At 72.8% G+C, this 26,138-nt stretch carries 24 protein-coding genes; 18 read left to right on the top strand and 6 right to left on the bottom strand.

Annotation, left to right across the window (positions count from 1 at the left end):
• Positions 1–71 precede the first annotated feature (71 nt).
• On the bottom strand, positions 72–1,007 hold the full coding sequence (locus tag ISP_RS30055) for a LysR family transcriptional regulator (RefSeq protein WP_013227665.1): 936 nt from the start codon (positions 1,005–1,007) through the stop codon (positions 72–74).
• Positions 1,008–1,080: 73 nt separating this feature from the next.
• Between ISP_RS30055 and ISP_RS30050 the strand changes: the two genes are divergently transcribed.
• The 4 genes from ISP_RS30050 to ISP_RS30035 are packed head-to-tail and all read left to right on the top strand — an operon-like array spanning position 1,081 to position 4,095.
• A complete protein-coding gene (locus ISP_RS30050; RefSeq protein WP_013227664.1) occupies positions 1,081–1,995 on the top strand; it encodes a DMT family transporter in 915 nt (304 codons plus the stop codon).
• Positions 1,996–2,005: 10 nt separating this feature from the next.
• Complete coding sequence (locus tag ISP_RS30045; protein WP_013227663.1) at positions 2,006–2,902, top strand: NAD(P)H-binding protein; 897 nt, start codon at positions 2,006–2,008, stop codon at positions 2,900–2,902.
• Entirely contained in the window at positions 2,899–3,513 is a 615-nt protein-coding gene (locus tag ISP_RS30040) for a CPBP family intramembrane glutamic endopeptidase (RefSeq protein ID WP_013227662.1), read from the top strand. The genes ISP_RS30045 and ISP_RS30040 overlap by 4 nt, the downstream gene beginning before the upstream one ends.
• A gap of 6 nt (positions 3,514–3,519) precedes the next feature.
• Positions 3,520–4,095, top strand: coding sequence for a SecDF P1 head subdomain-containing protein (locus ISP_RS30035; RefSeq protein WP_013227661.1), 576 nt, complete (start codon positions 3,520–3,522; stop codon positions 4,093–4,095).
• A 4-nt stretch (positions 4,096–4,099) separates the two neighbouring features.
• Here the strand turns inward: ISP_RS30035 and ISP_RS30030 are convergent, their stop codons facing one another.
• Positions 4,100–4,570, bottom strand: a complete 471-nt coding sequence (locus ISP_RS30030; RefSeq protein WP_013227660.1) for a MarR family winged helix-turn-helix transcriptional regulator — start codon at positions 4,568–4,570, stop codon at positions 4,100–4,102.
• 82 nt (positions 4,571–4,652) lie between these two features.
• On the opposite strand from ISP_RS30030, the gene ISP_RS30025 reads away from it, so the two are divergent.
• The 3 genes from ISP_RS30025 to ISP_RS30015 all read left to right on the top strand — a co-directional run bounded on the left by ISP_RS30025 (position 4,653) and on the right by ISP_RS30015 (position 6,658).
• A complete protein-coding gene (locus ISP_RS30025; RefSeq protein WP_013227659.1) occupies positions 4,653–5,294 on the top strand; it encodes an FMN-dependent NADH-azoreductase in 642 nt (213 codons plus the stop codon).
• 165 nt (positions 5,295–5,459) lie between these two features.
• On the top strand, positions 5,460–5,966 hold the full coding sequence (locus ISP_RS30020; protein ID WP_013227658.1) for a hypothetical protein: 507 nt from the start codon (positions 5,460–5,462) through the stop codon (positions 5,964–5,966).
• A gap of 65 nt (positions 5,967–6,031) precedes the next feature.
• Positions 6,032–6,658: a response regulator gene (locus ISP_RS30015; protein WP_013227657.1), complete on the top strand. Its 627-nt coding sequence runs from the start codon at positions 6,032–6,034 to the stop codon at positions 6,656–6,658.
• Here the strand turns inward: ISP_RS30015 and ISP_RS30010 are convergent.
• The gene (locus ISP_RS30010; RefSeq protein WP_013227656.1) at positions 6,639–10,004 is read right to left on the bottom strand and encodes an indolepyruvate ferredoxin oxidoreductase family protein; all 3,366 of its coding nucleotides are present in this window, start codon (positions 10,002–10,004) and stop codon (positions 6,639–6,641) included. The two genes, ISP_RS30015 and ISP_RS30010, sit on opposite strands and share 20 nt — an antisense overlap.
• A 166-nt stretch (positions 10,005–10,170) precedes the next feature.
• Here ISP_RS30010 and ISP_RS30005 point away from each other — a divergent pair, with 166 nt between their 5' ends.
• Together ISP_RS30005 and ISP_RS30000 are read left to right on the top strand one after the other, a co-directional pair.
• Positions 10,171–10,611: an Lrp/AsnC family transcriptional regulator gene (locus ISP_RS30005; protein WP_013227655.1), complete on the top strand. Its 441-nt coding sequence runs from the start codon at positions 10,171–10,173 to the stop codon at positions 10,609–10,611.
• 287 nt (positions 10,612–10,898) lie between these two features.
• Positions 10,899–12,128, top strand: coding sequence for an HNH endonuclease signature motif containing protein (locus ISP_RS30000; RefSeq protein ID WP_013227654.1), 1,230 nt, complete (start codon positions 10,899–10,901; stop codon positions 12,126–12,128).
• Between the two features lie 194 nt (positions 12,129–12,322).
• On the opposite strand, the gene ISP_RS29995 is transcribed toward ISP_RS30000, so the two are convergent.
• A complete protein-coding gene (locus ISP_RS29995; protein ID WP_013227653.1) occupies positions 12,323–13,942 on the bottom strand; it encodes a thiamine pyrophosphate-binding protein in 1,620 nt (539 codons plus the stop codon).
• Positions 13,939–14,712, bottom strand: coding sequence for a cyclase family protein (locus ISP_RS29990; protein WP_013227652.1), 774 nt, complete (start codon positions 14,710–14,712; stop codon positions 13,939–13,941). The genes ISP_RS29995 and ISP_RS29990 overlap by 4 nt, the downstream gene beginning before the upstream one ends.
• Before the next feature lie 110 nt (positions 14,713–14,822).
• On the opposite strand from ISP_RS29990, the gene ISP_RS29985 reads away from it, so the two are divergent.
• The 9 genes from ISP_RS29985 (at position 14,823) to ISP_RS29945 (ending at position 25,197) form a co-directional block, all read left to right on the top strand.
• Positions 14,823–15,218 (top strand): GntR family transcriptional regulator, encoded by a 396-nt coding sequence (locus ISP_RS29985; protein WP_013227651.1) that lies wholly within the window; start codon positions 14,823–14,825, stop codon positions 15,216–15,218.
• A 10-nt stretch (positions 15,219–15,228) separates the two neighbouring features.
• The gene (locus ISP_RS29980) at positions 15,229–16,113 is read left to right on the top strand and encodes an ABC transporter ATP-binding protein (protein WP_013227650.1); all 885 of its coding nucleotides are present in this window, start codon (positions 15,229–15,231) and stop codon (positions 16,111–16,113) included.
• A complete protein-coding gene (locus tag ISP_RS29975; RefSeq protein ID WP_013227649.1) occupies positions 16,110–17,081 on the top strand; it encodes an ABC transporter permease in 972 nt (323 codons plus the stop codon). Before ISP_RS29980 ends, ISP_RS29975 begins: the two co-directional genes overlap by 4 nt.
• A gap of 153 nt (positions 17,082–17,234) precedes the next feature.
• Positions 17,235–18,779 carry a trypsin-like peptidase domain-containing protein gene (locus ISP_RS29970; RefSeq protein WP_230468438.1) on the top strand — a complete coding sequence of 515 codons (1,545 nt, stop codon included), beginning with the start codon at positions 17,235–17,237 and terminating at the stop codon, positions 18,777–18,779.
• Positions 18,776–20,989 (top strand): serine/threonine-protein kinase, encoded by a 2,214-nt coding sequence (locus ISP_RS29965; protein ID WP_013227647.1) that lies wholly within the window; start codon positions 18,776–18,778, stop codon positions 20,987–20,989. Before ISP_RS29970 ends, ISP_RS29965 begins: the two co-directional genes overlap by 4 nt.
• Before the next feature lie 4 nt (positions 20,990–20,993).
• Entirely contained in the window at positions 20,994–22,424 is a 1,431-nt protein-coding gene (locus tag ISP_RS29960) for a VWA domain-containing protein (RefSeq protein WP_013227646.1), read from the top strand.
• Positions 22,421–23,536 carry a membrane protein gene (locus ISP_RS29955; protein WP_013227645.1) on the top strand — a complete coding sequence of 372 codons (1,116 nt, stop codon included), beginning with the start codon at positions 22,421–22,423 and terminating at the stop codon, positions 23,534–23,536. Before ISP_RS29960 ends, ISP_RS29955 begins: the two co-directional genes overlap by 4 nt.
• On the top strand, positions 23,536–24,822 hold the full coding sequence (locus tag ISP_RS29950) for an ABC transporter substrate-binding protein (protein WP_013227644.1): 1,287 nt from the start codon (positions 23,536–23,538) through the stop codon (positions 24,820–24,822). The genes ISP_RS29955 and ISP_RS29950 overlap by 1 nt, the downstream gene beginning before the upstream one ends.
• A 24-nt stretch (positions 24,823–24,846) precedes the next feature.
• Positions 24,847–25,197, top strand: a complete 351-nt coding sequence (locus tag ISP_RS29945; RefSeq protein WP_013227643.1) for a CU044_2847 family protein — start codon at positions 24,847–24,849, stop codon at positions 25,195–25,197.
• A 4-nt stretch (positions 25,198–25,201) separates the two neighbouring features.
• Here ISP_RS29945 and ISP_RS29940 read toward each other — a convergent pair whose 3' ends face one another.
• Entirely contained in the window at positions 25,202–26,056 is an 855-nt protein-coding gene (locus ISP_RS29940; RefSeq protein WP_013227642.1) for an SAM-dependent methyltransferase, read from the bottom strand.
• Positions 26,057–26,138 lie beyond the last annotated feature (82 nt).

Raw genomic sequence — 26,138 nt, 5'->3', positions numbered from 1 at the left:
GCCGGCGCGGGAGATCTTCCTGGTCCACCACCGGCGTCCGGGCTCGCTGGTGACCGAGATGGTGGCGCAGCTCAGCCGGTGATCCGGCCGGTCGTCCGTCCCGCGGTCTCGAACCGCGCCGACGCCGCCCGCAGCGCGTCCAGGCAGGCCCGCACCGCGCCGCGATCCTCCTCCCCGGCCCGGCAGACCGCGTAGATCGTGCGGGTCAGCGCCGGGCGCGTGGCCAGGATCCGCACCCCGTCGGGCAGCCGGTCGCGGGCCAGCCGGGGCACCAGCGCCGCGCCGACGTTGCCGGCCACCAGGGCCAGCTGGGTCGGGTAACCGCCCACCGTGCAGCTGATCCGCGGCTCCAGCCGCTGCTTGCGCAGCACCTGCACCAGCCATTCGTAACACCCGGACCCGGCGTTCCAGCCGATCCACGGCAGATCGTCCACTTCGGACAGGTCGACCGCCTTGCGGTGGGCCAGCCGGTGCCCCGCGGGCAGGGCGAGGTCCGCGACGTCGGAGAACAGCGCGATGCGCGTCGTGGACGGCGGGAGCACCGTCGGGCGGTCGTTCCAGCTCTCCAGCACGCCGACGTCGAGGTCGCCGGCCAGCACGCGCGGCAGCGTCTGTTCGGCCTCGCCCTCGTGCAGCGTCACGGCCAGCCGCGGGTGCCGTTCGGCGAGTATGGCCAGCGCAGGCGGCAGCAGCGCGTGGACCGTCGTCGGGATCGCGCCGATCCGCAGCGGCCCGATGACGTCCTCGCGCAGCAGCTCCAGGTCCGCCTTCGCGGCGGCGACCTGCGCGAGGATCCGCTCGGCGTGCCCGGCCAGCACCTGGCCCGCCTTCGTCAGCCGGACGCCGCGGCCGCGCGGCTCCAGCAGCGGCTGGCCCGCCTCCCGTTCCAGCTTCGCGAGCTGCTGCGACACCCCGGACGGCGTGACGTGCAGGGACTCGGCCGCCGCGGCGACCGAGCCGTGGGTTGCGACCGCGTGCAGCGCCCGCATCCGCTCGAGTCCGTACACGGTAGAGATGCTACCGAATTCCGCGCAGAAACATTCGCTTGTCCTTGACAGTCGCCCACCGCACGCTGGAGATGTGCTCACGACCGACGCCCCGACGTTCACCCATCGCTTCGACCCGCGGCTGCTCGCCGCGCTCGGCAGCTTCTGCATCTCGCTGTCGTCGGTCTTCATCAAGGTCTCGCACGTCAGCGGCAGCACGAGTGCGTTCTGGCGCTGCCTGCTCGCGTGTCCGGTGCTGCTCCTGCTCGCCGGGCGCGAACGGCGGAAGGCCGGCCCCGCGCCGCGCCGCCGCGTGCTCTTCCCGCTGCTGGCCGGGACCGGGCTCGGCCTGGACTTCGTGCTCTGGGGTGAAGCGATCCCGCGGGTCGGCGCCGGCATCGCGACCGTGCTCCTCGCCGTGCAGGTGGTGATCGTGCCGCTGCTGGCGTTCGCGTTCCTGGCCGAGCGGCCCTCGAAGCGGTTCCTCGCCGCGGTACCGGTGCTGCTCGGCGGGATCGTGCTGGCGGGCGGGTTCGCCGGCACCGGCTCGTTCGGCTCGGACCCGGTCACCGGCGCCGTCGCGGCGCTGCTCGCCGGTGCCGGGTACGCCGGGTACCTCTTCCTGCTCCGGCTCAGCGGCGGCACGGGCACGCAGGCGCACTCGCTGGTGCTGGCCACGGTCTCCGCCGGCGTGGTGGCCGTCGTCCTGGGGGTCCCGACCGGCACGCTCGACCTGGCGCCGGGCTGGCCCGCGTTCGGCTGGCTGCTCGCGCTCGCCGGCGTCGGCCAGCTGGCGGGCTGGCTGCTCATCTCCGCCGCGCTGCCCCGGATGTCCGCCACCACCGGGTCGACGCTGATGCTGCTGCAGCCGGTCGGCGCGGTGCTGCTCGGCGTCGGCCTGCTCGGGGAGACACCCGGCTGGGCCCAGCTGATCGGGTGCGCGGGCGTCGTCGCCGCGGTCTGCTTCGCCGGAAGCGGACGTTCTGCGCGCGAAGGCCGTCCCGGCTAACGTCGCGGGCATGCGGGTGCTGGTGGCCGGGGCGTCGGGGTTCGTCGGCGGCCGGTTGTGCCCGGCGCTGGAGGCGGCCGGGCACGAGGTGCTCGCGATGACGCGGCACCCCGCGAAGTACCGCGGCGCCGGGAAAGCCGTCCGCGGCGACGTCGCCGACGCCGGCTCGCTGCGGGACGCGCTCAAGGGCGTCGAAGCCGCCTACTACCTCGTGCATTCACTCGACAGTGCGGATTTCAAGCGCCGCGACGCCGACGCCGCGCGCGCGTTCGCCCGGGCCGCGGCCGGCGCGGGCCTGTGCCGGATCGTCTACCTCGGCGGGCTCGGGGACGACGCCGATGCGCTGTCGGAGCACCTCGCCAGCCGCCGCGAGGTCGAACGGCTGCTGGACGAGACCGGCGTGCCGGTGACGGTGCTGCGCGCCGGGATCGTGATCGGGCACGGCGGCACGTCGTGGGAACTGACGCGGCAGCTGGTCGAGCACCTGCCGGCGATGGTCACCCCGCGCTGGGTCGGCACGCGCACGCAGCCGATCGCGGTCGCCGACGTCGTCCGCTACCTCGTCGGCGTCCTCGACCACCCGGAGGCCGCGGGCCGGACGTTCGACATCGGCGGCCCCGAAGTGCTGGCCTACCGCGACATGCTGCAGCGGGTGGCGGCGATCGAGGGCAGGCCACTGCTGATCCTGCCGGTCCCGCTGCTTTCCCCGCGCCTGTCGTCGTACTGGCTTTCGCTCGTCACGGACATCGACGTCACCACCGGGCGGGCGCTGATCGACTCGATGACCAACGAGGTCGTCGTCCGCGACGACGCGATCCGCCGCATCGTCGAATTCGAGCCGATGGGCTACGACGAAGCGGTCCTGCAGGCCCTGGGCGAGCGGGCGAAGAGCCGGCGGCCGGCGTGAAGCCGTTCCTCGCCGCGGTGACCACCGCCGGGTCCGGGCTGCTCGGCGCGTCGCTGGCCAGCCGTCCCGGCTCCCGCCGGTTCCACGTGCTCACGGCCTCGGTGGCGGCGACGTGGTTCGCCGGAGCCCAGGCGGCCGGACCGGTGCCCCGCGGCCGCCGGGACGTCGTCCAGCCGGTGGTGGCGGGAGCGGGTGCGTTCGGCGTGTTCTACGGGTGCGCGCTGGTGGCCCGTCGCATCCCGCCGCTGCGCCGGGCGATCACCGGCGTCCTGGACCACGCCCACCGCGGATCGAAGGCCTCGGTGGCGGCGACGGCGTTGCTCACGGGAGCGGCCGAAGAGGTGTTCTTCCGCGGCGCGCTCTACGACGCGGCGGGAGCCCGGGCTTCCACGGCCGTGTACGTGCTTTCCACGACGGCGACCCGGAATCCCGCGCTGGTGCTGGCCTCGGCGGTGATGGGGACGTTGTTCGCGTGGCAGCGCGGCCGGTCGGGCGGGGTGCAGGCGCCGCTGCTGACGCACGTGGTCTGGTCGGCGCTGATGCTCGGCTTCATGCCGCGCCTCTTCCCGCCCAAACCGCTCGACATGCCTGGTGCGCACCCGTCAGGATGACCGCTTGTGCGGATCTTCCTCGCGGCCATCGCCGTCCTCACGACCGTCGCCGGCTGTCAGGCCGGTGCCGCCGTCAAGGACGGGACGCAGCTGCGGTTCCGGCCCGTCCTGAGCGAACTGCCGTCCGGGCCGGCGGCCGGCCCACCGGGCGGGCGGCAGAGCACGGACCCCGGCACCCGGGAGGCGGCTGCCCGAGCGCTCCTCTGCGCGCCGGACGCACCGGACGACCTGGACGGCCACGACGACCCGGCGCTGCCGCTGGCGAGCTGCGATCACACGCGGGGCACCCGGTACGTCCTGGGACCGGGTTTCCTCAGCGGCGCCGAGGTGGCTTCGGTGGAGGCCGGCGTCGATTCGCGGACGGGTTCCATCGTCACCTTCAGCTTCACCGAAGCGGGGACGAAGACGTGGGCGGAGTGGACCGGGCACAACATCGGCAAGCCGGTCGCGGTGCTCCTGAAGAGCCGGGTACTCGACGCGCCGATGATCTATGCCGGCATCACCGACGGTACGGCGCAGATCAGGGTGAAGTTCACGCGAGCGGAGACGCAGCAGCTGGTGCGGGAGATCACCGGCGCTTGACCGCTCAGCAGGGCGGCGTCTCCCGGCAGGCTTCCACGCCCGTCTTGTTCGTCGCCTGCTGCAACAGCGTGTAGAGCGTCTCCCGCTGCTCTCCGCTCAGTCCGCTGAACACCTCGTCCTCGACCGCCGCCAGGGCGAATTCGGCGCGGGCCAGCAGCTTCGCGCCGACGTCGGTCAGCTCCACCAGGTGGCGCCGCCGGTCCGTGGGTGACCGGCGCCGCTCGATCAGGTTCTCGGTCTCCAGCTCGTTGAGCAGGCTCACCACGTTCGTGCTGTCCATCTCCAGGATCTTCGCCAGGTCCTGCTGTGCGCTGCCGCCCTGATCGCGCAGGACGGTGAGGGCGATCAGGTGGCGCGGCCGCAGGCCGAGCGGGGCCAGCACCGACTCGCTGCGCAGCCGCAGCCGGCGCGCGAGGTGGTCGACCAGCGCGCCGCAGCGGTGCGGGGGCTGGTTGACGACCGGGAGCGAGGTCATACGCCCAGTATATGGGCAGACCGATGGTCCATGTGCTATCAATAGTTTGTCCTACATCAACGATCTACGGACGGCTAACGACATGGCGCATCTCCTCCACATCGACTCGAGCATCCAGGGCGAGCGTTCGGTGAGCCGCCGGCTCAGCGCGCGGGCCGCGGCGGCGTGGCGCGCCGCGCACCCGGACGGCACGGTCGCCTACCGCGACCTCGGCGCGCACCCGCTGCCCCACATCGACGCGGCGAGCGGCCTGGCCGGGATGGTGCCGCCGGACCAGCACACGCCCGAGCAGGCGGCCGCGTGGGCGCGGACCACCGAGCTGGTCGCCGAGATCAAGGCGGCCGACACCGTGCTGCTGGGCCTGCCGCTCTACAACTTCGGCGCGCCGAGCAGCGTGAAGACCTGGGTCGACCACCTCATCGCGCCGGGCCTCTCGGTCGACCACGCAACCCAGACCGGCCTCCTCGGCGGCCGCGAGTTCATCGTGCTGGCGTCCCGGGGCGGCGGGTACGGCGAGGGCACGCCCCGCGAAGGCTGGGACCACGCCGAGCAGTGGCTGCCCCACGGCGTCTCGCTGACCGGCCTGGAGCCCCGCTTCATCACGGCGGAACTCACGCTGGCCCACGTGAACCCGGCGATGGCCGAGCTCATCCCGCTCGCGGACGCGAGCCTGGCCACCGCGGAGCGCATCATCGACGAGCTGTGGGTCCCGGCGCACGTCTGACCCGGCACCGGAGTCCGGCCGCGCGGCAGAGCCCGCGCGGCCGGCGCGCCGGACCTCGCACCGATGGCCCCGACGGCGGCAACGCCCGGCCCGGGCGGTAGCGTGCCGCGGCGGGCGGACTGACGCGGTGCGGCACGGGCGGCACCTGGGCGAGGAAGGTCGGGTTTGAGCGCGCACACCTCCCAGATGGACGACATCCGGCTCGTCGCGCAGCCCAGCGCGCTCCCGGTCACCGAGCTGTTCGTCCGCCTGATCCTCACCGACTGGTCCCTGCTGCCGATGCTGGAGCAGGTGACCGCCACCGCGAGACGCCTGGTCGAGGCCGTCGTCGACGCCAGTGACCCCAAGGCCCCCGCCTTCGTCACGCTGCGGCTGCGGCTGCGCGCCGAGGTGCTCTCGATCGAGGTCGACGACGACATCCCCGGGCGGCCGGACCCGCAGGCCCGGCCCGGCGAGCGGCTGGGCGTCGAACCCGCCGACGGCGGCGGCCGCACCACCTGGTGCGAACTGCCGCTGCCCGGCGGGATGACCGCGCGGCAGGTGCGCCTGCCCCGGCGTCAGGACCGCCGGACGCTGGTCGACGAGCCCGTCTCCGGCGACCCGGTGGCCGCGGACCCGGAGGTCCTGGAGCGCCTGCTGACCCGGCTGAGCGGCTGGTCCGGCCAGAGCTGAACGCTTTCCCGCCCGCGTCCGTGCATCCAGGCAGGGGGTGACGTGGACGCGAGGAGGCAGCCGCCGTGCGGATCGTGATCGCGGAGGACGACGCCCTGCTGCGGGAAGGGCTGGTGCTGCTCCTGCGCAGCGAGGGGTTCGAGGTCGCCGCGGCCGTCGACCACCCCGGCGACCTGGTGGCGACGGTCGAGGCTGTGGAACCGGACCTGGCCGTCGTCGACGTCCGGATGCCGCCGACGTTCACCGACGAAGGGCTCCGCGCCGCCCTCGAAGCCCGGCGCCGCGTGCCCGGCCTGGCGATCCTCGCGCTTTCGGCGTTCATCGAAGACGGCTACGCGGGCGACCTCCTGGCCGCCGGCGGCGGGGGAGCCGGGTACCTGCTCAAGGAACGCGTCGGCAAGCCCGACGAGTTCCTCGACGCCCTGCGGCGCGTCGCCGCGGGCGGCACGGTCCTGGACCGGGACGTCGTGGCGGTCCAGCTCGCCCGGCCCCGGCCCGGCGACCCGGTGGCCACGCTGAACGCCCGCGAGCGCGAGGTCGTGGCGTTGCTGGCCGAGGGCCATTCGGTGCCGACGATCGGGCGGCTGCTCGGCATCGGCACCGCCGCGGCGCGGCAGCACGCCGGGGACGTCAGCACGAAGCTGCGCGTCCCCGACGGTGCCCAGGCGATGCTCAGCTACCTGCGGGCGTGAGGACTTCGGCCTGCCGCTGCCGGTACCGGGCCACGTTGGCCAGCTTGACGTCTTCGTAGCCGCGGACGAGGTCGGGCAGCTCGGCCAGAGCCCGCGCCTTGCCGACGTCCCCGGCGCGCAACGCCTGGAGCACCACGCTGCGGTAGTCCTCGATCAGCTCGCGCTCGACCTTGCGCACCTCGGCGCGGCCGAACGGGTCGAAGCGGGTGCCGCGCAGCCGCCGCAGCGCGTGCAGCAGCCGGAACGCCGGGCGGAACCACGGGCCGAGGCTGATCTTGCGCCGCATGCCGAGCGCCCGCAGCACCGGCGGGTGCAGCCGGTAGGCGTACTTCGTGCCCGCGCCGAACTGTTCGGCCAGGCCGTCGGTCAACGCCGGGTCCAGCGACAGCCGGGCGACCTCGTACTCGTCCTTGTACGCCATCAGCTTGTACAGGTGCTTCGCGACGGCCTCGGTGAGCTCCGTCGGGCCGTCCTCCAGCACCCGCACCCGCTCGACGAACTCCGCATACGCGCGGGCGTAGGCCTGGTCCTGGTAGGCGACCAGTTCGGGGATGCGGATGTCGAGCAGCCGCGCGAGTTCGGAGCCCGGCTCGGCGTGCACCAGAGCGCGCACTGGGCTCGGCTTCGCCGGCGCGGGCTTCGGTGCCGGCGCCTTTTCCCCGGGCGCGGCCACGACCAAGCGACCACGGCGGAACGCCTGCACGTTCGCGGCGACCTGCGTGCCGTTCAGCTCGATGGCGCGTTCGATCGCCGACGCGGGCAGCGGGATCGCGCCGGTCTGGTAGGCCGCGCCGAGCTGCAGCACGTTGGCGAACTGGTCGTCGTCGAAGAACTCCTCGGCCAGGCCACGCGCGTCCAGCGACACCGTGCGCGCCGCGGCGGTGTCGATGGGCGCGAGCACGCTGGCGGGGTCCGGGAAGGACACCGTCGTGTCGACGACCATCCGGCCGGTCGGGACCTCGGTCGTGGAGACGACGGCGGTCGTGCGGGCCGGGTCGGCGACCCCGAGGTTCGCCGCGTCCGCGCCGACCAGCGCGTCGCAGGCCAGGTAGAGGTCGCACTCGCCGGCTGCGAGCTTCGGGGCCTGTTCGACCGGTTCCGCCGTCACCTTGAGGTCGGAGACGACCGCGCCGCCCTTCTGCGCGAGCCCGGTCTGGTCGAGCGTGCGGACGTGCCGTCCGTCGAGCACCGCGGCGGTGGCGAGGATCTGCGTCACGGTGACCACACCGGTGCCGCCGATCCCGGTGATCCGGACGGTGAAGTCCTTCGCCGGGTTCTCCGGCGCCGGGACGACGTCAGCGGCCAGGTCGGCGGTCTTCCGCCGCTGCTTCCGGCCGGTCGGCACCACGGTGACGAACGACGGGCAGTCCCCGGCCAGGCAGGAGTAGTCGACGTTGCACGACGACTGGTGGATCGCCGTCTTCCGGCCGAATTCGGTGTCCACCGGCTGCACGGACAGGCAGTTCGACTTGGTGCCGCAGTCGCCGCAGCCCTCGCAGACGCGCTCGTTGATGACCACGCGCGTGGCGGGCGCGGTCTGCTTGCCGCGGCGGCGCTTCCGGCGCTTCTCGGCCGCGCACTCCTGCTCGTGGATCAGCACGGTGACGCCCTTGACCGCGGCCAGTTCCTCCTGCGTGCGCAGGAGTTCGCCGCGGTCGCGGACCTCGACGCCGGCCGGCAGCTTCCGGTGCTTCGCCGGCGCGTCACTGGTGATCACGACCCGCTTCGCGCCCTCGACGAGCAGCAGCTCCGCGACCTTCTCCACGGGCAGTCCGCCGACGGCGTCCTGGCCGCCGGTCATCGCCACGGTGGAGTTGTAGAGCAGCTTGTAGGTGATGTTGACGCCGGCGGCGACCGCCGCGCGCACGGCGAGGCTGCCGGAGTGGGTGAACGTGCCGTCGCCGATGTTCTGGACGAAGTGCTCGGCCTCGACGAACGGCGCCATGCCGATCCACTGCGTGCCTTCGCCGCCCATCTGCGTCACGCCGAGGACGGTGCCGACCTGGTCCGGCTCCATGAACAGGGCCATGGTGTGGCAGCCGATGCCCGCGCCGACGAGCGTCCCTTCCGGCACCTTCGTCGACGAGTTGTGCGGGCAGCCCGAGCAGAAGTACGGCGTCCGCGCGAGCAGCGGGACGGCGATGCGCTCGCGACGGCGCCGACCCCGGTAGGCGTCGACCGGCGGGATGCCCGCCGGCAGGATCCTGGCCAGCCCGGCGGCGATGCCGTCCGGGTCCAGCTCACCCAGCTCGGTGAACAGCGTCCGGCCGTCGTGGTCCTTCTTGCCGGCGATCTTCGGCGCACCGGGGCGGCCGTAGAGGATCTCCTTGAGCGCGGTCTCCACGAAGGCGCGCTTCTCCTCGACGACGACGATCTCGTCGAGCCCGTCGGCGAACTCGCGGACGATCGTGGGCTCGAGGGGGTGGATCGCGCCGAGCTTGAGGATGCGGATGCCGGGCGTTTCCCCGTCCAGGCCGAGGATGCGCACCGCCTGCTGGAGGTCCAGATAGGACTTGCCGGCGGCGACGATGCCGATCCGGTCGGCCGGCCCGCGCCGGGTGATCCGGTTGATCCCGCTCGCGCGCAGGTACTCGAGGGCGAGCGGGAGCCGGACGGTGAAGAGGCTGCGCTCCAGTTCGGCGAGGCTCGCGCCGAGCAGTCGTGACGTCGGCTTGTGCCGGTACCCGGGGATCTCGGGCCTGGTCCACTGAGGACTCACGGTGGCGGTGCCGGACGCGTCGGCGACGTTGGCGACGATCTTCAGCGACGTCCACAGCCCGCTGGCCCGCGACAGCTCGACGGCGTGCATGCCGAGGTCGAGCACGTCTTGGGCGTCGGCGGGGAAGAGCACGGGAATGGCCAGGTCGGCGAGAGCGAGCTCGGACGCGCACGGGACGGTGGACGACTTCGCGTTGGGATCGTCCCCGACGAGCGCGACCGCGCCGCCGCGCGGGTCGGTGCCGGCCAGGTTGGCGTGGCGGAGGGCGTCGCTGGCGCGGTCGAGACCGGGCGCCTTGCCGTACCAGAAGCCGGTGACACCCCGCTGCCCGCCGGCACCCGCGACGAGCTGGCTGCCCATGACCGACGTCGCGGCCAGCTCTTCGTTGAGGCCGGGCCGGTGCACGACGTCGTGCTTCTGCAGCAGCGTCGCGCGGCGGCCGAGTTCGAGGTCGTAGCCGGCCAGCGGCGAGCCCTCGTAGCCCGAGACGAAGACGGCGGGGTCGCCGCCGCGGGCGCGGTCGTGGCGGACGCGGTCGAACAGCAGCCGCACCAGGGCCTGCACCCCGGTCAGGTGCACGGTTCCCGCCTCCCGCAGGTAGCGGTCCTCCAGCGTGAACGTCTCCACGGCGCGGCTCCTTTCGCCTCGGGTTTTGCCTCGGTGCGCTTCGGGGCAGGGTGCGACGTGGGCCACAGTGACGCAACAAGCGTCGTCGTTTTGCGGTCTTCCACGCAAGCTTCCTGCGGATTTCGCGGCGTTTGACGCCGATTTTTGCGTGAGGTTAGGCTGGCGCATGCCCGAAGAGCTGCTCGACGCCACCGACCACGAGATCCTCGGCCTGCTGCGCGAGGACGCCCGCCGCACGCTGTCCGACATCGCCGGCCGCGTGACGCTGTCCACGGCGGCGGTCAAGCGCCGCATCGACCGGCTGCGTGAGAGCGGCGTGATCACCGGGTTCACGGTCCAGGTCGACCACGCGAAACTGGGGTGGGGGATCGAGGCGTTCACCGAGCTGCGGTTCGTCGGCAACACGAAGGTCGCCGAGATTCTCCGGACGACCACGCGGATGCCCGAGGCTCAGGCGGTGTTCACGATCGCCGGTGATCCGGATGCGCTGGTGTGGCTGCGCGTCCGGGACATGGCCCACCTGCAGAAGACGATCGACGAGATCCGCCGGCACCACCAGGTGACGGGGACGAAGACGTTGATCGCACTGGAATCCTGGTCGCGGTAGCTGTGGAGACCGTGAGGCTCCCTATCCGCCGGGGTTGCCTCGGTTCGTGGAGGCAGCCTGACCAGCTTGGGGTGTCACATCAGGTGGCTGGGTTTCAAGATACGGCTTCGCCGTGGCGTGGGAAATCGGCGCTCCTCGTGGCTGGTTCGCGTCGTGGTCGGTAGCGCCGATTCCCCACGCTTCGGTTGCCCTGCCGGGCTTTCCGATGTTCTAGGGTTTGGACAGCGGCTTATCCTTATACCCTTTCGTGTGATGAACTGGTGTTCGATGCTCGGTAATCTTGAGTTATGACCGACAACGCGGCCCTCTCCTCCGATGCGGTGGTCCTCGCCGACCGCATCGGTGAGCTGGTCGCGTGCATGCGGTCCGCCGAGGCCGAACTTGGTGCGCTGCTGGTGGAGATTGAGCAGCGTGGAGTGATGGAGCTGTTCGGCTACCGTTCCGCCGCGCGGCTGCTGGAGCACCTGGCCGATGTCCCGAAGCAGGCGGGCGAACGGATGGTGAAACGCGCCCGGGCTCTCCACCCGGGCCGCAACCTCGATGGCAGCCCGATTCCCGCTCTCGCGCCTGCGACCGGTGCCGCGGCGCTGGCGGGAAGGGTGAGCAACCCGATGATCGACGTGATCACCGGCGTCCTCACCCAGGTCCCACCCGAGCACCATGCCGGCGTTGAGCAGAATCTCCTGTCATTCGCCGCCGACGCCGGACACAAACAGGTCGCCGCCCTCGGCGCCAGGATTCTGGCCCACCTGAACCCCGACGGCGCCGAACCCGCCACCACCGAACCCGCCACCCCCACCCGGGAACTGTTCCTGCGCCGCAAAAGAACCGGCATCTGGGAACTGAACGGCACGTTCGACGACGAGACCGGCACCCGCGCCAGCGCCGTCCTCGACGCCCTGGCCGAGCGCCGCACCAGCGACGAGGGCCCCGACCACCGCACCCTGCCCCAACGCTACGGCGACGCCTTCTCCGACACGATCGACCTCGCCCTCAACTCCCCGGACCTGCCCACGCAAGCCGGGGAACGAGCCCACGTGATGGTCGCGGTGTCGCTAGCGGACCTGAAGACCGGGGTCGGGACGGCCACCCTCGGCGACACCGGCGAGATGTCCGCCGCGGAAGCACGGGTGCACGCCTGCGACAGCATGCTCATCCCCGCCGTCCTGGGCGAGAAAAGCGAACCCCTCAACCTCGGCCGCCTCCGCAGACTGATCTCCGCCGGACTCCGCCGCGCCCTCTACCTACGCGACCGCGGCTGCGCGTTCCCCGGCTGCCACCGCCCACCCCGCCACTGCCAAGGCCACCACATCCGCCACTGGGCCGACGGCGGTCCCACCGACCTCACCAACCTGGTCCTCATGTGCGCCCACCACCACCGACTCCTGCACCGCTCCGGCTGGCAAGTCCGCATCGCCGCCGATGGCCTCCCAGAGTTCCTCCCACCAGCATTCCTCGACAAACGCCGAAAACCCAGGCGCAACAACCTCCACCAACCACTGCCATTCGCAGCCTGAACACGGGAAAGGCCCGCAGCCACACGGCTACGGGCCCACACCCACGCGGCTTGGCGTCTCCAGAACCCGCAGCTCGGCTGCGTTGGGTCGCGCCAGACACTGCTGATCTCCGCGCCCTAGGCGGGTCAGGACGGTGCCGGCCCGAGTCCGCCAGCGCGGCGAGCAGGGCGGCCGCGGACCGTGTCAAGGCCGGACTAGTGGCGGAACGCCTCGGCCAGCCACCACGATCCGCCGTCGTCGGCGATCTTGGCGTCGATCACCAACGGGGCCGAACGCGGCTCCGTCAGCCACTCGCGCACCGCCGGCAAGTCCTCGGCCGATCGCACCGTGACGCCCGTGCAGCCGAAGCCGCGGGCGATGGCCGCCAGGTCGGAGTCGGGGAAACGGACCGTCGTCATGTCCGCGTCGCCGAAGTGGTGGATCTCCGCGCCGTACGCCGCGTCGTTGTAGACGATCACCACCAACGGCAGTTCCAGGCGGACCGCCGTGTCCAATTCGGACAGTGCCATGTGGAATCCGCCGTCGCCCGTGCCCAGCACCGGCAGGCGGTCCGGGCGGGCCAGCGCCGCTCCGATCGCCGTGCCCAGGCCCAGGCCGATGCTCTGGAACGCCTGGGTGAAGCAGAACCCGTGCTCGTCGGGCACCGACAGGTACGCGCTCGGGTACCCCATGAAATTGCCCGAGTCGATCGAGACGATCCGCTCGGCCGGCAGCAGCTCGTCCAGGAGCCGGCTCAGCGTCCGTGGGTCGATCCGGCCGTCGCCGGAGAGGTCTTCGTGCTCGACGTCGTTCCAGCGGCCCGCCGCGATCCGGGCCGCCACCTCTGCGGTGCGGTAGCCGCGGTGCTCCTGCGTCAAGGCGAGCACGTCGAGGGCGGTGGCCGCGACGTCGCCGACGACACCCAGGTCGATCGGGCGGTGCGCGCCCAGGGCTGCCTGCTCGACGTCGACCTGGACCAATCTCGCGTGCGGGCTGAGCAGCTTGCCGTGGCGCGTTGTCCACATGTTCAGCGCGCAGCCCCAGCCGACGACCAGGTCGGCGCCCACGATCAGCTCGGCCGCCGCCGGGGACGCGAAACCGCCCGAGATGCCCAGTGCGAACGGGTCGTCGAGGAACAGGCCGTGCGCCACCGCGGACGTCGCCAGCAGCGCGCCGCACCGTGCAGCGAGCTCACGCAGCACGTCTCCGCTGCCGCGGGCGCCTCGGCCGGCGATGAACACCGGCCGCTCGGCGGCGGCCAGGAGGTTCGTCAACGCCGCCACCGCGGCGGTGTCCGGTCGCACGAGAGCCGGGCCCGGGATGTCCGGCAGCGGCAGCGGTGACGGTGCCGGCTGGGACTGGACGTCGAGCGGGAGGTTCAGCACCACCGTCCGACGCTGCTGGCGCGCCGTCCGGAACGCCCGCGCGGTGTCGGCCACCGCCGTCGCCGCCGAGTGCACGCGCTCGGGCACCGCGCCGACCGCTGCCGCCAGGCCGTCCTGGTCGATGCGGAAGTTCGACAGCACCGACGCGGCCGCGGAGTCCGCCGTGAGCACCAGCATCGGCGTCCGGCTCTTGGCCGCTTCGGTGATCCCGGTGACGGCGTTGGTCAAGCCGCAACCCTGGTGCAGCGAGAGCACCGACACCTGGCCGCTCATCCGGGCGTACGCGTCGGCCATGCTCGCCGCGCCGCCCTCGTGGCGGGCCGCGACGAACCGGACGCCGCCCGCGCGCAACGCGTTGGTCACCTCGAAGTTGCCGCTGCCCACCACGCCGAACGCCGTGCCGGCGCCGAGGCCGGCCAGGGTGCGGCCGACGAGTTCGGCGACGTTCACCGCTCCACCAGGGCCAGCACGCGGGCGGGGCTGCCCGAGCCGCCGACGATCGGCAGCGGCGAGACCAGCAGCAGCACGCCGGTCGGCGGCAGGGACGCGAGGTTCTGCAGCTGCGTCAGGCCGTGCTTCCCGGCGCCCAGCAGGAGCTCGTGGCAGGGGAACATCGGCTCGAGGCCGGGCGCCTGTCCCGCGTCGGTGCCCACCGTTTCGACGCCGAGCCCGGTGATCGGCGTTTCCTCGGCGAGCCACCGCGCGCACTCGGGTGCGACGCCGGGGGTGTGCGAGCCGGCCTCGTCGGCGTTGAGGAAGTCTTCCTGGTCGTTGCTGCGGGCGTCCCAGCCGGTGCGGTAGAGCAGCCAGCCGCCGTCGGGCAGCGGCCCGTGCTCCGCCGTCCAGGCCCGGACGTCGTCGATCGAGAGCAGGAAGTCCGGGTTCTCGGCCGCCCGTGCGGAGAAGTCGAGCACGACCGCGGGCGCCACCAGCGTCTTCAGCGGGACCTGCGAGACGTCGTGACCGTCCTTTCCGGACACCCAGTGCACCGGGACGTCGAGGTGGGTGCCGGTGTGCTCGCCGGTGTGGATGTCGTTCCAGTACCACCGCGGGCCGCGGTCGTCGTACCGGCTGATCTCCTCGAGCCGGAACGGGATCGTGTTGGCGAACGGCTCGGGCAGTTGCAGGATCGGCGTGCTCGCGCTCAGGGGAGCGGTGAGGTCGACGATCTCGATCGCCCCGCCCGCGATCGACTTGCTCAGCCCGTCCAACAACGACATGCCTGCCTCCCGGTGCCGGTGTGCGTCCGTCGACCGAGACCCTATGCCTTGACAGGCGGACGCCGTCAGGTGTTGTCTTAATGTCGTAGGACAATAGGAGGGTGGGCAGGGTGATCGAGTTCGTCCTCGACGGCCGTTCCCGGGTGGCCACGTACATGCAGCTCGTCGTCCAGGTGAAGCAGGCGTTGCGCGTCGGCCTGCTGCGGCCCGACGACCAGCTGCCGAAGGTGCGGGACGTGGCCGAGGCGCTGGCGATCAACCCGAACACCGTGCTCAAGGCCTACCGCGAGCTGGTGCTGGAGGGGCTGGCCGAAGGCCGCCCGGGGGTGGGCACCTTCGTCACCGGCACCCTGGCCGGGCCTTCCCTGGGTCACCAGGCACAGCTGCGCGACGAACTGGTGGCCTGGCTGGAGCGGGCCGAAACCGCGGGGATGTCGCCCGACGACATCGCCGCCCTCATCGAAACCACGATCCGCGGCACCCGGGTGCCGCACGACCTGTCGTAGGGAGTCCGGAATGGAACCGGCGGTGGAAGCCAGGGCGCTGGGCAAGCGCTACGGGCGCACCTGGGCATTGCAGGACTGCGAATTGGAGGTGCCCGCCGGGCGGATCGCCGCGCTGGTCGGCCCGAACGGCGCGGGCAAGACGACGCTGCTGCACCTGGCCGTCGGCCTGCTGAAACCCGACGCGGGCGAGGTGCGCGTCTTCGGGCGGGCACCGCGGTCCGCGCTGCCGGACATCGGGTTCGTCGCGCAGGACACCCCGCTGTATAACGACTTCACCGCGGCGGAGCTGGTCACCATGGGCGGCAAGCTGAACCGCCGTCGCTGGGACGCCGCGCTGGCGCGTGACCGGCTCGCCATGCTCGGCATCCCGCCGGACAAGCCGGTGGGGAAGCTGTCCGGTGGCCAGCGTGCCCAGGTCGCGCTGGCCTTGGCCCTGGCGAAGCGACCGCGGTTGCTGCTGCTCGACGAACCCATCGCGAGCCTCGACCCGCTCGCGCGCCGCGAGTTCATGCAGACGCTGATGGGTGCCGTGGCCGAGAGCGAGACGACCGTGCTGCTGTCCTCGCACCTGCTCGCCGACCTCGAACGCAGCTGCGACCACCTGATCGTCCTGCAGCGGTCCCGCGTCCAGCTGGCCGGCCCGGTCGACGAGCTGCTCGACAGCCACCGCACGCTCGTCGGCCCGCGAGCGGGCAGCGAATCCATCGCCGGGGTGGCGGAGGTGGTCCGCGTGAGCCACACCGAACGCCAGTCGACGCTGCTGGTCCGCCGCGGCGACGGCCCGATTGATCCACTGTGGACGGAGCACGAAGTGACCCTGGAAGACGTGGTGCTGGCCCACCTCGCCGAAGCGGAGACCCGCGTCCCGGCGTCCGCGTGGGAGGTGCCGGCATGATCTGGCTGATCTGGCGCCAGCACCGCAAGCAGGCGCTGTTCACCCTCGCCGCCCTGGTCGCGCTCGCCGCGATCATGGTGCCCACCGGCCTGGCGATGCACACGAAGTACGACGGCCTCGGCTTGGGCGCTTGCCGGGCGGCGCTCGGCAGCGCGTCGCTGATCACGCAGACCGAGGCGGGTTCGCGCTGCGAAAGCCTCGGCCACCAGTTCCAGCAGGAGTACGGCGGCATGGTGTTCATCGCCGTCCTGTTCGTGGTCCTGCCGGTGCTGGTCGGCGTGTTCTTCGGCGCGCCCTTGGTGGCCCGGGAGGTCGAGCAGGGCACCCACCGTCTGGTGTGGACGCAGGGGGTGACCCGGCTGCAGTGGGCGCTGGCCAAGTTCGGCCTGGTCGGGGCGATGACCACCGTGCTGGCGATCGGGTATGCGCTGGGCGTGTCGTGGTGGTTCGAGCCGCTGGTGGGCGCGAGCACCGGCCGGCTGACCTACCTCTCGTTCGACGTGCAGGGAATCGTCCCGGTTGCCTACACGCTGTTCGCGCTGGCGCTGGGCGTCTTCGCCGGGACGTACTGGCGGAAGGTCCTGCCCGCCATGGGGATCGCCCTGGTCGGGTTCGCGGCGGTCCGCGTCGCGATCGAGGTCCTCGCCCGGCCGCGGTACCTGCCGGCGCAGAGCCTCACGTTCACCCCGACCGGCGGCCAGACGCCGAATCCGGCGTCGGGCAACTGGGTGATGGATCTGGGCGTCCGCAACGCGGCCGGGGAGCTGGTCCTGCCGGACGCGCAGATCGGCCCGTGCCCGCCCGCCGGCTGTGGTGACAACCCCGCCGGTCCCGGGGCGGTCAACTGGCTGCAGTACCAGCCGGGGGACCGGTTCTGGCTCTTCCAGGGCATCGAGACCGGGATCTTCGTGCTCCTGACGGCGGCGCTGGTGTTCTTCGCCCTCCGCCGGCTGCGCACGATCGCCTGACCCGGCGCGATCGGACACCGGCCACCGGCCGTCGGCGCGGGTTCGTGAGTTTCCCACGGTGGCACGGAGTTCAGCGGCCGATCGGGTGATCTGGCGGGGTAAGCGGGCGAACCCGTCCCGGAGGGCCGGTGCGGGGTCGTAATGTCACACCCGGTGAGGGAGCTCAACGGTTCTGCCGAGGGGCGCGCGGGGGATCCGGAACCGTGGCGAGTGTGCCTGGTGAACTCGTCCGGCCGGGCACTGGGCGCCGGGATGCTGCTGGGCGAATCCACGGTGCTCACCTGCGCGCACGTGGTGCAGGCCGCGGGGGAGGAAGCGCTTTCGGGAGCGCGCGTGCTGGTGCGCTTCGTCGGCCTGGACGGGATGCCGGAGACGCTCGCCGCCGTGCGGCCCGGCTGCTGGGTGCCGCCGTCGGACGACGGCCGCGGCGACATCGCGCTGCTCGATCTCACCGAAGCGTTTCCCCACGTGCCCGGCGCCCCGCTGGTGCGCCTGGGTGCGGTTCGTGACCGGGTGGTCCACACCTACGGCTTTCCGGCGCCGCACCGGTACGGCGTCTGGGTGAACAACGCCGAGCTGGCCGGCCCGGCCGGCGCCGCCGGGGAGTGGATCCAGCTCAACTCGCCGCTGCCGGGCGAGCGCGTGCGGCGCGGGTTCAGCGGCGCGGGCGTGATCGACAAAGCGACCGGTGCGGTGCTCGGCATGGTGGTCACCGAGTACACCGACGAACGCGCGGGGCTCGCCTACCTGATCCCGGTGGAGGTGATCGTCCGGCACGTGCCGGACGTCGCCCGGTGGGTGGGCGAGCCGCCGCGGCCGTCGGCCGGCCCGCTGATCGTCGTCATCGGGGATCGCGACTCGGCCGTCCGGGAGGGCTTCCTGGCGCAGGTGCGGCGCGAACGCCGGGTGTCCCGTCCGCCGGGGACGGACCGGGTGCGCGGCGAGCGGCTCGCCGCGATCGTGGACGCGACCGGCAAGACCGCCGGCGAGGTGGCCGAGCACGTCAGCGCCGGCATCAGCACCGGAGAGGTCCTCACCGTGCTGGAGGCCAACCCGGAGGACGTCGCGGTGGCGGTGACCGGCGTCGAAGACGCCCGCGCCCCGGAAGAAGTGCTCACCGACGTGGTGCGGCCGCTGGTGGACAAGGGCGCCACCGTGCTGGTCCAGTTCAGCGGGCCCGACTCGCCCGGCGCGCACCTGGCGCGGCGCTGGGAGAACGAGCGGAACGCGCGGCGCCTGGATCGGCTGGCGCTGCTGGTCGACATGGTGGAACACGAGGAGGACCGCACGCGGGAACGAGCCGCCCGGATCGGTTCGCGCACGGCGGTCCCCGGCAGTTCCGCGGACCTGCGCCTGCGGCTGGCCGCGCTGCGCTCGGCGGGCGCGCGGATCGAACCCGGCCGCGTGCGGCGGGCCCTCGCGGCGACCGAACGGGACGCGGAAGCCGCCCGGTGGGAGCTGGTCCGGCGGTACGCCGAACTCGACGCACTGGCCGCGCGGCACGACGAACTGCACGGGCGGCTGCGCGGCTACAACGCCAAGGCGACCGACGCGGGCCTGATGGAAGACGAGGAACTGGCCGACCTGTACCGCCCGGCCATGGCCGCGCTGACCACGCGGCCGGCCGAACCGGAGGCCGCGGCCGGGCTGGTCGAGCGGTACGTGCGGGCGGTCCGCCGCCGGCTGGAGGGCGCGTGACGACGGAAACGGCGTGGTGCCACGGACAACCGGTCGGGCCGATCGGGTTCTGTGAGGTGTGCGGCCGCCGCCGGGTGCCGGCCGAGCCGCCGGCCGCGTCCGGACCGGCCCCGGAGAGCACCCGGCGCAGTGTTGAACTCGGACGCAGTGTTGAACTCTGGAGCGGCGAGGCGGACTTCCAGTCGCTGCCCGCGATCGAGGTGCCGGACCCCGAGAAGCTCGTCCTGGCCGACCCGGACTACCCCGAGCAGCACCGGTTCTGCGGCCACTGCGGGGCACCCGTCGGCCGCGCCTTCGCCGGCGAACCGGCGTTCGCCGAGGGGTTCTGCGAAGACTGCGGCGAGCGCTTCTCCTTCCTGCCCAAGCTGAAACGCGGCGAGCTGGTCGGCGACCGCTACGACGTCCTCGGCTGCTTCGCCCGGGGCGGGCTCGGCTGGGTGTACCTGGCCGCCGACACGGCGCTGGCCGGCCAGCACGTCGCGCTCAAGGGCGTGATCAACAGCGGCAACGCCGTGCTGCGTGCGATGGCGCGGGTCGAGCGCGACGTGCTCGTCCGGCTCGACCACCCGAACATCGTGCGCATCAGCGACTTCGTCGAGCACCCGCCGCCCGGCGGCGGCGAACCGGACACCTACCTGGTGATGGAGTACGTCGGCGGGCGGTCGCTGCGGGACCTGCTGAAGCAAGGGCCGCCGCCGCGCGTGGAGCACGTGATCGTCTACGGCCGGGCGATCCTCGGTGCGCTGGACTACCTGCACGGCGAGGGCCTGCTCTACTGCGACATGAAGCCGGAAAACGTGATCCACGGCGACAAGCGGGTCAAGGTCATCGACCTCGGCGCGGCCCGCTCGATCGCGGACCCGGCCGGGCCGAGCGTCGGCACCGAAGGGTTCCAGGCACCGGCGCACGAGCTCGCCCGGTACGGCCTGACCGTGCGCTCGGACCTGCACACCGTGGGCCGGACGCTGCAGGTGCTGCTCGAAGCCGCGAGCGAAGACGCCGACCCGGCCCGCGTCGCCGGTGGCCTCGACTCGCTGAACCGGGTGCTCGAACGCGCCGTCGCGCCGTTCGAGCGGCGGTTCGCCACCGCGTCCGAAATGGCCGAGCAGCTCGACGGGGTGCGCCGGGAAATCCTTTCGCTGCGCGACGAACGGCCGCGGCCGGTGCCCTCGGCGCTGTTCGAGGACACCGCGGAACTGCTCGACGACGGCCTCGGCGCGGTGCCCGGCCTCGACCACTGGGTCGGCGGCGAACGCGTCGCCGTCGGGTTGGACCTCGGCCTGCCGCGTGCCGCCGACGGCGCCGGCCGGCTGCCGATCCCGCGCGTCGCTCCCGACGACCCGGCGACCGAGTTCATCGCCGCCGCGGGGGCGCCGGGGCCGCACCGCTGGCTGGACAAGCTGACGATGTTCGGCGAGCCCTCGGTCGAGATCGCGTTCGCCCGGACGCGGGCCCAGGTCGCGCTCGGGAACTCCGATGCCGCGGCCGCGGCACTGGCGTTCGCCGAAGAAAAGCTCGGGACCGAGGCCGCGCGGGACTGGCGGGCCGCGTGGCACCACGGGCTGCTGGCGCTGGCCCGCGACGACGCCGAGCAGGCGGCGGCCGCGTTCGACCGGGTGCACCGCAGCTGGCCCGGCGAGATCGCGCCGAAGCTGGCGCTCGGGTTCTGCGCCGAACTGCGCGGGGACACCGAGCAGGCCGAACGCCACTACCGCTCGGTGTGGCACCGCGACCACAGCCAGGTCAGCGCCGCCTTCGGCCTGGCCCGCTGCCACTTGCGGACCCGCGGCCGCGACGCCGCGGTCACCCTGCTCGACGCCGTGCCACCGATCTCGCGCCACTACGACGCCGCGCGGATCGCCGCGGTGCGGATCCGGGCCGGGCGCCTGCCGTCCGGCCCGCCCGGCCGCGACGACTTCGCCGACGCGGCGCGGCGGCTGCCCGAGCTCTACCTCGACCGGGAGGCCCAGGACCGGCTGGAGGCGCTAGTCCGCGAGGCCGCGCTCGCCGGCCTGCCCACGCTGGCCGGGCTCCGCGGCCTCGAAGACTGGAACGGCGGCGCGCTCCTCGGCGAGCGCGTCACCGAACGCGGCCTGCGGTCGCTGGTGGAAGTGTCCCTGCGCCGGCTCGCCGAGCGGGCGCCGGACCGGAACTCCCACGGCGTGCTGGTCGATCTCGCGAACTCCGTCCGGCCGAAGACGAGAAGGTGATCGGATGCCCGACCGGGACCGCCCGTCGTTCACCCTCCAGCTGAACCAGAACAAGTACCTGGCGCCCTCGGACGACCGGATGGACGTCGTGCTCACCGTGCGGGTGGGCGACGCCGGGGTGCCGGCGGCCGGGCTGCCGCCGACCGCCGAGCTGCTGCTGGTGGACTGCTCGAGCTCGATGGACTGGCCGCCGACGAAGATCGAAGCCGCCCGGCACGCCTGCCGGGCGGCCATCGGCTCACTGCGGGACGGCGTGCTGTTCGGGGTGGTCGAATGCACCAGCCGGGCCCGGCTGGTGTACCCGGCCGAGCCGCCGCTGGCGGTGGCCGGCGAGCGGACCCGCCGCGAGGCGAAGGCCGCGGCCTCGGGGCTGATCGCCGGGGGCGGCACGGCGATGAGCACGTGGCTGGACCTGGCCCGGGACCTGTTCGGGAAGACCCCGGCCGTCATCCGGCACGCCGTGCTGCTCACCGACGGCAAGAACGAATCCGACCACCGGGGCGCGCTGGACGCCGCGCTCGAGCGCTGCCGAGGCGAGTTCGCCTGCGACGCCCGGGGAATCGGCGACGACTGGGAGCCGCGGGACCTGCAGCGGATCGCCGCCGCCCTGCGCGGCAGCGCGGACGCGGTCCTGGAGGACGCGGAGCTCGCCGGGGACTTCCGGCGCCTGGTCGAGCGGGCGATGGGCCGGACCGTGCCGGACCTGCGGCTGCGGCTGACCACGCTGCCCTACAGCCGGCTGCGGTTCGTCAAGCAGGTCTTCCCGACCGAGGTCGAACTCACCCAGCAGTGCCGGTCAACAGGGGGCCGTGTGCTCGAGCTGCCCACCGGCGCGTGGGGCGACGAGCTGCGCGAGTACCACCTGTGTCTCGACGTCGAAGCGGGAGAGCTGACGCGGTACGAGGACCGGTTGCTGGGCACCGTCACGCTCTTCGCCGGTGCCGACGAGCCCGTCGGCGAACAGCTGGCCGTCGTCGGCTACCTGACCGACGACCTGGCGCTCTCCAGCGTGCCGGACGACAACGTCGCCCGCGTCACCGGGCAGGCCGAGCTGGGCCGCGCGGTCCGGGCGGGCTGGGACGCCTTCGAGCGCGACGACCGGGAGGCGGCGGCGCGGGAATGGGGCACCGCGGTCCGGCTGGCGACCGAGCTGGGCAACGCGGAGATCCTCAAGCGCCTGGGCCGGCTGATCGACCTGCACGAGGACGGCACGGTCGCGATCAAGGACGGTGTCCGCCCGCGCGACGGCTTCTCCCTGGTGCTCGGTTCGACCATCTCCACCTACACCGCTCCGGCGGAACCCGCCGTCGCCGTCCCGCCCGAAGCCGCGGGCGCACCGCGCGAGTGCGTCCACTGTGGACAAAAGGTGCGGCCGACGGCGGAGTGGTGCGGGCACTGCGGCGAGCCGCCGTTCGAGGCGGGAGCGTCTTCGTGACCGCGACCAGCACCACCCGGCAGACCCTGTGGTGGCTGCGGTTCGGGCTCGTGGCCGGCAGCGTGCTGGTGCTGGGGACGGCGCTGGCGACCTTCCTCGGCGTGCGGGCCAGCATCGCCGAGGTGCGGGAGCGAACCGCACCCGCGGTGCTCGAAGTGTCGCTGGCCAAGGAGGCGATCGTGGCCGCGCACCGGGCGGCGGTGACCGCGTTCGAGGCCCGGCAAGCGCGCCTGACCGGGCCCAGCGAGCAGTACGAGGACGAAATCGCCCGGACGAGCCAGCAGCTCGCCCAGGTCGCCGAGCACAACGCGGCGGGCGAGGCAGGCAGCCAGACGCTGCTGTTGATCGAAGGGCTGCTGCCGTCGTACAACGGCTTCATCGGGCACGCCGCCGCCCACTTCCGGCAGGACCCGGACGGCCCGCTCGCCGCGAGCAACCTGCAGTCCGCGTCGGACCTGCTGACCGCGCCGGACAACGGGATCCTCGCCCGGCTCGACGCGCTCGAAGCCGCTCAGCGCGCCGCCCTCGACGAGCAGCTCGGGGCGAACTGGCTGGGGCCCGCGATCACCGCGCTGTGGGCGGTTCCGCTGGTCCTGCTGCTCGCCACGCTCGTCTGGGCCCAGCGGTTCCTCGCCCGGCGGTTCCGGCGCACGGTGAACACCGCGCTGCTGGCCGCCACGGTGGCGTGCGTGCTGCTGGGCGCGGGAACGGCGCTGCTGCTCGGCATCCAATCCGACGCCCGGGACGGCGGTGCCGCGCTGGAGCATGCCGTCGACGCGCGGTCCGCGGCCACCGCGGCCGCCGCCGCCCGGGCCCGGTGGACCCTCGCGCAGGTGCTGACCGCCCAGTGCGGGATCCAGGGAGTGGCCGCGTGCGGCGAGACGGTGACCGCGTTCGCCGCCGGGACACCCGTCCCGCCCGCCGTCCCGGACGCGCCGCCGGGCGCCGTCGACGAATCGGCGTTGCTGGGCCCGGGGCTCACCGAACCGGGCTGGAACGGTGTCCTCGGGTTCGGGATTCCGGTGCTGGCCGCGGGGATCGGCGTCCTCGCGGCCGGTGGCCTGCAACCCCGTCTCGACGAATACCGGTTCCGTGCGAGGAGAGAGCCGTGATGAAGCGCTGCGCCGGTTCGGCGCTGGCCCTCGTGCTCCTGATCTCCGGGTGTTCCGCCGCGACCGGTGCGGAGCCGGTGACCGTGCTGGGGTCGTGGACCGGCGACGAGCAGACGGCGTTCCTGCGGGTCCTCGACGGGTTCACCCGGGAGACCGGGATTCCCACGCGCTACCAGGGCACCCGCGCGCAGAACCAGGTGCTGCGCGGGGACCTGCAGCAGGGCACCCCGCCCGACGTGGCGGTGCTGTCCAACCCGGCCGAGCTGGCGGGTTACGCGCGTTCCGGGCAGCTGAAGTCCCTTGACGGCGTTCTCGACGCGGACGCGACCGCCGCGTACAGCCCGACGTGGCGGAAACTGCAGCAGCTCGGCGGGAACACGACGTACACGGTCGTGGTGAAGGCGGATCTGAAGAGCATCGTCTGGTACGACCCGGACCGGTTCCGGGAAGACCCGCCGGCCACCTGGGACGCGCTTCTGGCGACCTCCCGACGGCTTTCCGCCGCCGGGCAGCAGCCGTGGTGCCTCGGCATGGGCGCGCCGCCGAACTCCGGGTTCCCGGGCACCGACTGGCTCGAGGACATCCTGCTGCACCAGGCCCCGGACCGATACCGCAAGTGGGCGGCAGGCGAGCTGGCCTGGACCGACGAGGTCGTGCGCGACGCGTGGCAGAGCTGGGGCACGCTGGTCCTGGCGCCGGGCGCGGTCCGCGGTGGCAGCACGGCGGCCCTGCTCACCTCGTTCGCCGACGCCGGCCGGGGCCTGTTCACCAATCCACCCGGCTGCCTGCTGGAGCACCTCGGCTCGTTCGCGATCGGCGGCTACCGGGCGGTCCCGCGGCCGGCCGGGCCGCCCGTGCCCGACCGGGACTTCCGGTTCTTCCCGTTCCCGGGCACCGGGAAAACCGCGCGGTCGGAGGTGTCGGCCGACCTCGCCGGGATGTTCCACGACACCCCGGCCGCGCGCCGGCTCATGGTCTACCTGGCCGGGGAGCAGGGGCAGCGGATCTGGCCGTCCGGGGGGACGACGTTCTCGGTGCACCAGCGACTTGCCGGCCCGGACGTCTACCGCAGCGACGTGACCCGGCGGATCGCGACGACCCTGGCCAAGGGCACCGACCTGTGCTTCGACGCGTCGGACCTGATGCCCTCGGCGATGACCAGCGCGTTCTACCAGGCGGTGCTGGAGTACCTGGCCCACCCGGACCGGCTGGACACCCTGCTCGGGGAGCTGGAGCAGGTGCGCCGCGGCATCGGCCGGGAGCAATGGCTCGACCTGCCGTGCTGAAACCGTGCGAAAGAAGGAGATCCGGTGCAGGAGTTCGTGCGTTTCCCGCTGGCCGACGGCGGTTCGGTGGTCGTCGAGGTCGAGGGGGAACCGGGCCTGGAGCAGGCTTCGGTGCCTTCGGGGGTGCTCCGCAAGGCGACCACGACCTTCGAGCACGCGCTGAGCGAGGTCCGCGCGGCCGCGTCCGCCGCGCTGGCGCAGTTCCGCGACCTGGGCCCGGATGAGGTGGAGCTCAAGTTCGGCGTCAAGCTCGACGCCCAGGCCGGGGCCGTGATCGCGCGCACCGGGCTGCAGGGCCAGTTCGAGGTCAAGCTGAAGTGGCTGCGCGACGGGGCGGTCCCGGCCGAAGAGACCGCGGAGGAACCGGAAAGCTGAGGCGCTACGGCTTGTAGCCGACGATCCCGGCGACACACTTCGCCGAGTCGCTGAGCGGCGTGAGCCGGGGACCGTCCGGCCACCACTCGTCGCAGACCGCCATGCCCGGTCCCGACGTCGCGTTCGGCTGGACGATCTCGAGACCGGCCATCATCGCTTCGATCTCCGCGCGGGTGCGGAAGCGGCCGGCGCCGAGCGGGCCGGAGACGAGGATCTGCTCGATCCGCTTGGCGATCTCGGTCAGCTCCGGCACCTCGGGGTCGAAGAAGTGCGACAGCACCACGTACGAGCCCGACGGCAACGCGTCGATGTACTCGCGCATGATGTCGAAGACGCTATCGCCCTCGAAGTGGTGCATCGTGCCCACCTGCAGCAGCGCGACCGGCTCGGAGAAGTCGACGTGCGCCAGGACTTCCTGGTGACCCAGGACTTCCTGCGGCTTGAAGATGTCCGCCTCGACCATGTGCGTGAAGTCGTTTTCGACGAGCAGCGCGCGGCCGTGGGCCAGGACCACCGGGTCGTTGTCGATGTAGACGACCGTGTTGTCCTTGTCGATGCGCTGCACGATCTGGTGGGTGTTCTCGGCCGTCGGCAGCCCGGAGCCGCAGTCGAGGTACTGGCGGATTCCGGTCTGGTTGGCCAGCATCCGCAGCGCCCGGTTGTGGAACCCGCGGTTGCCGCGGGCGATGTCCACCGCTTCCGGGACCGCCGTGCGGATCTTCTCCATCACCACGCGGTCGACTTCGTAGAAGTTGTGCCCGCCGAGGAACCCGTCGTAGATCCGCGCGATGCTCGGCCGGGCGGGGTCGACGCCCACCGGCTTCTGGCTCGGGGACAGCACGGACGGCGTGTCGGACATGGCGACCTCGCAGGACTTTCGGCGGCGGCGTAGGCCACCCAGAGTAATAGGTCGCGTCCTGGCGGTGAAGCCGAGGTGGCTT

It is taken from the genome of Amycolatopsis mediterranei, assembly GCF_026017845.1.
GTDB classification, from domain to species: Bacteria; Actinomycetota; Actinomycetes; order Mycobacteriales; family Pseudonocardiaceae; genus Amycolatopsis; species Amycolatopsis mediterranei.
Note: the sequence above shows the minus strand (reverse complement) of the source record. Positions and strands in the feature narration are given on the sequence as shown.

Bases quoted from the DNA above. Each gene is read 5' to 3' on its own strand.
- ISP_RS30030 (WP_013227660.1), bottom strand. From the start codon at position 4,570: ATGACCTCGCTCCCGGTCGTCAACCAGCCCCCGCACCGCTGCGGCGCG.
- ISP_RS30005 (WP_013227655.1), top strand. From the start codon at position 10,171: ATGCCCGAAGAGCTGCTCGACGCCACCGACCACGAGATCCTCGGCCTG.
- ISP_RS29975 (WP_013227649.1), top strand. From the start codon at position 16,110: ATGATCTGGCTGATCTGGCGCCAGCACCGCAAGCAGGCGCTGTTCACC.
- ISP_RS30025 (WP_013227659.1), top strand. From the start codon at position 4,653: ATGGCGCATCTCCTCCACATCGACTCGAGCATCCAGGGCGAGCGTTCG.
- ISP_RS30045 (WP_013227663.1), top strand. From the start codon at position 2,006: ATGCGGGTGCTGGTGGCCGGGGCGTCGGGGTTCGTCGGCGGCCGGTTG.
- ISP_RS29960 (WP_013227646.1), top strand. From the start codon at position 20,994: ATGCCCGACCGGGACCGCCCGTCGTTCACCCTCCAGCTGAACCAGAAC.
- ISP_RS29990 (WP_013227652.1), bottom strand. From the start codon at position 14,712: ATGTCGTTGTTGGACGGGCTGAGCAAGTCGATCGCGGGCGGGGCGATC.
- ISP_RS29940 (WP_013227642.1), bottom strand. From the start codon at position 26,056: ATGTCCGACACGCCGTCCGTGCTGTCCCCGAGCCAGAAGCCGGTGGGC.
- ISP_RS29950 (WP_013227644.1), top strand. From the start codon at position 23,536: ATGAAGCGCTGCGCCGGTTCGGCGCTGGCCCTCGTGCTCCTGATCTCC.
- ISP_RS30000 (WP_013227654.1), top strand. From the start codon at position 10,899: ATGACCGACAACGCGGCCCTCTCCTCCGATGCGGTGGTCCTCGCCGAC.
- ISP_RS29980 (WP_013227650.1), top strand. From the start codon at position 15,229: ATGGAACCGGCGGTGGAAGCCAGGGCGCTGGGCAAGCGCTACGGGCGC.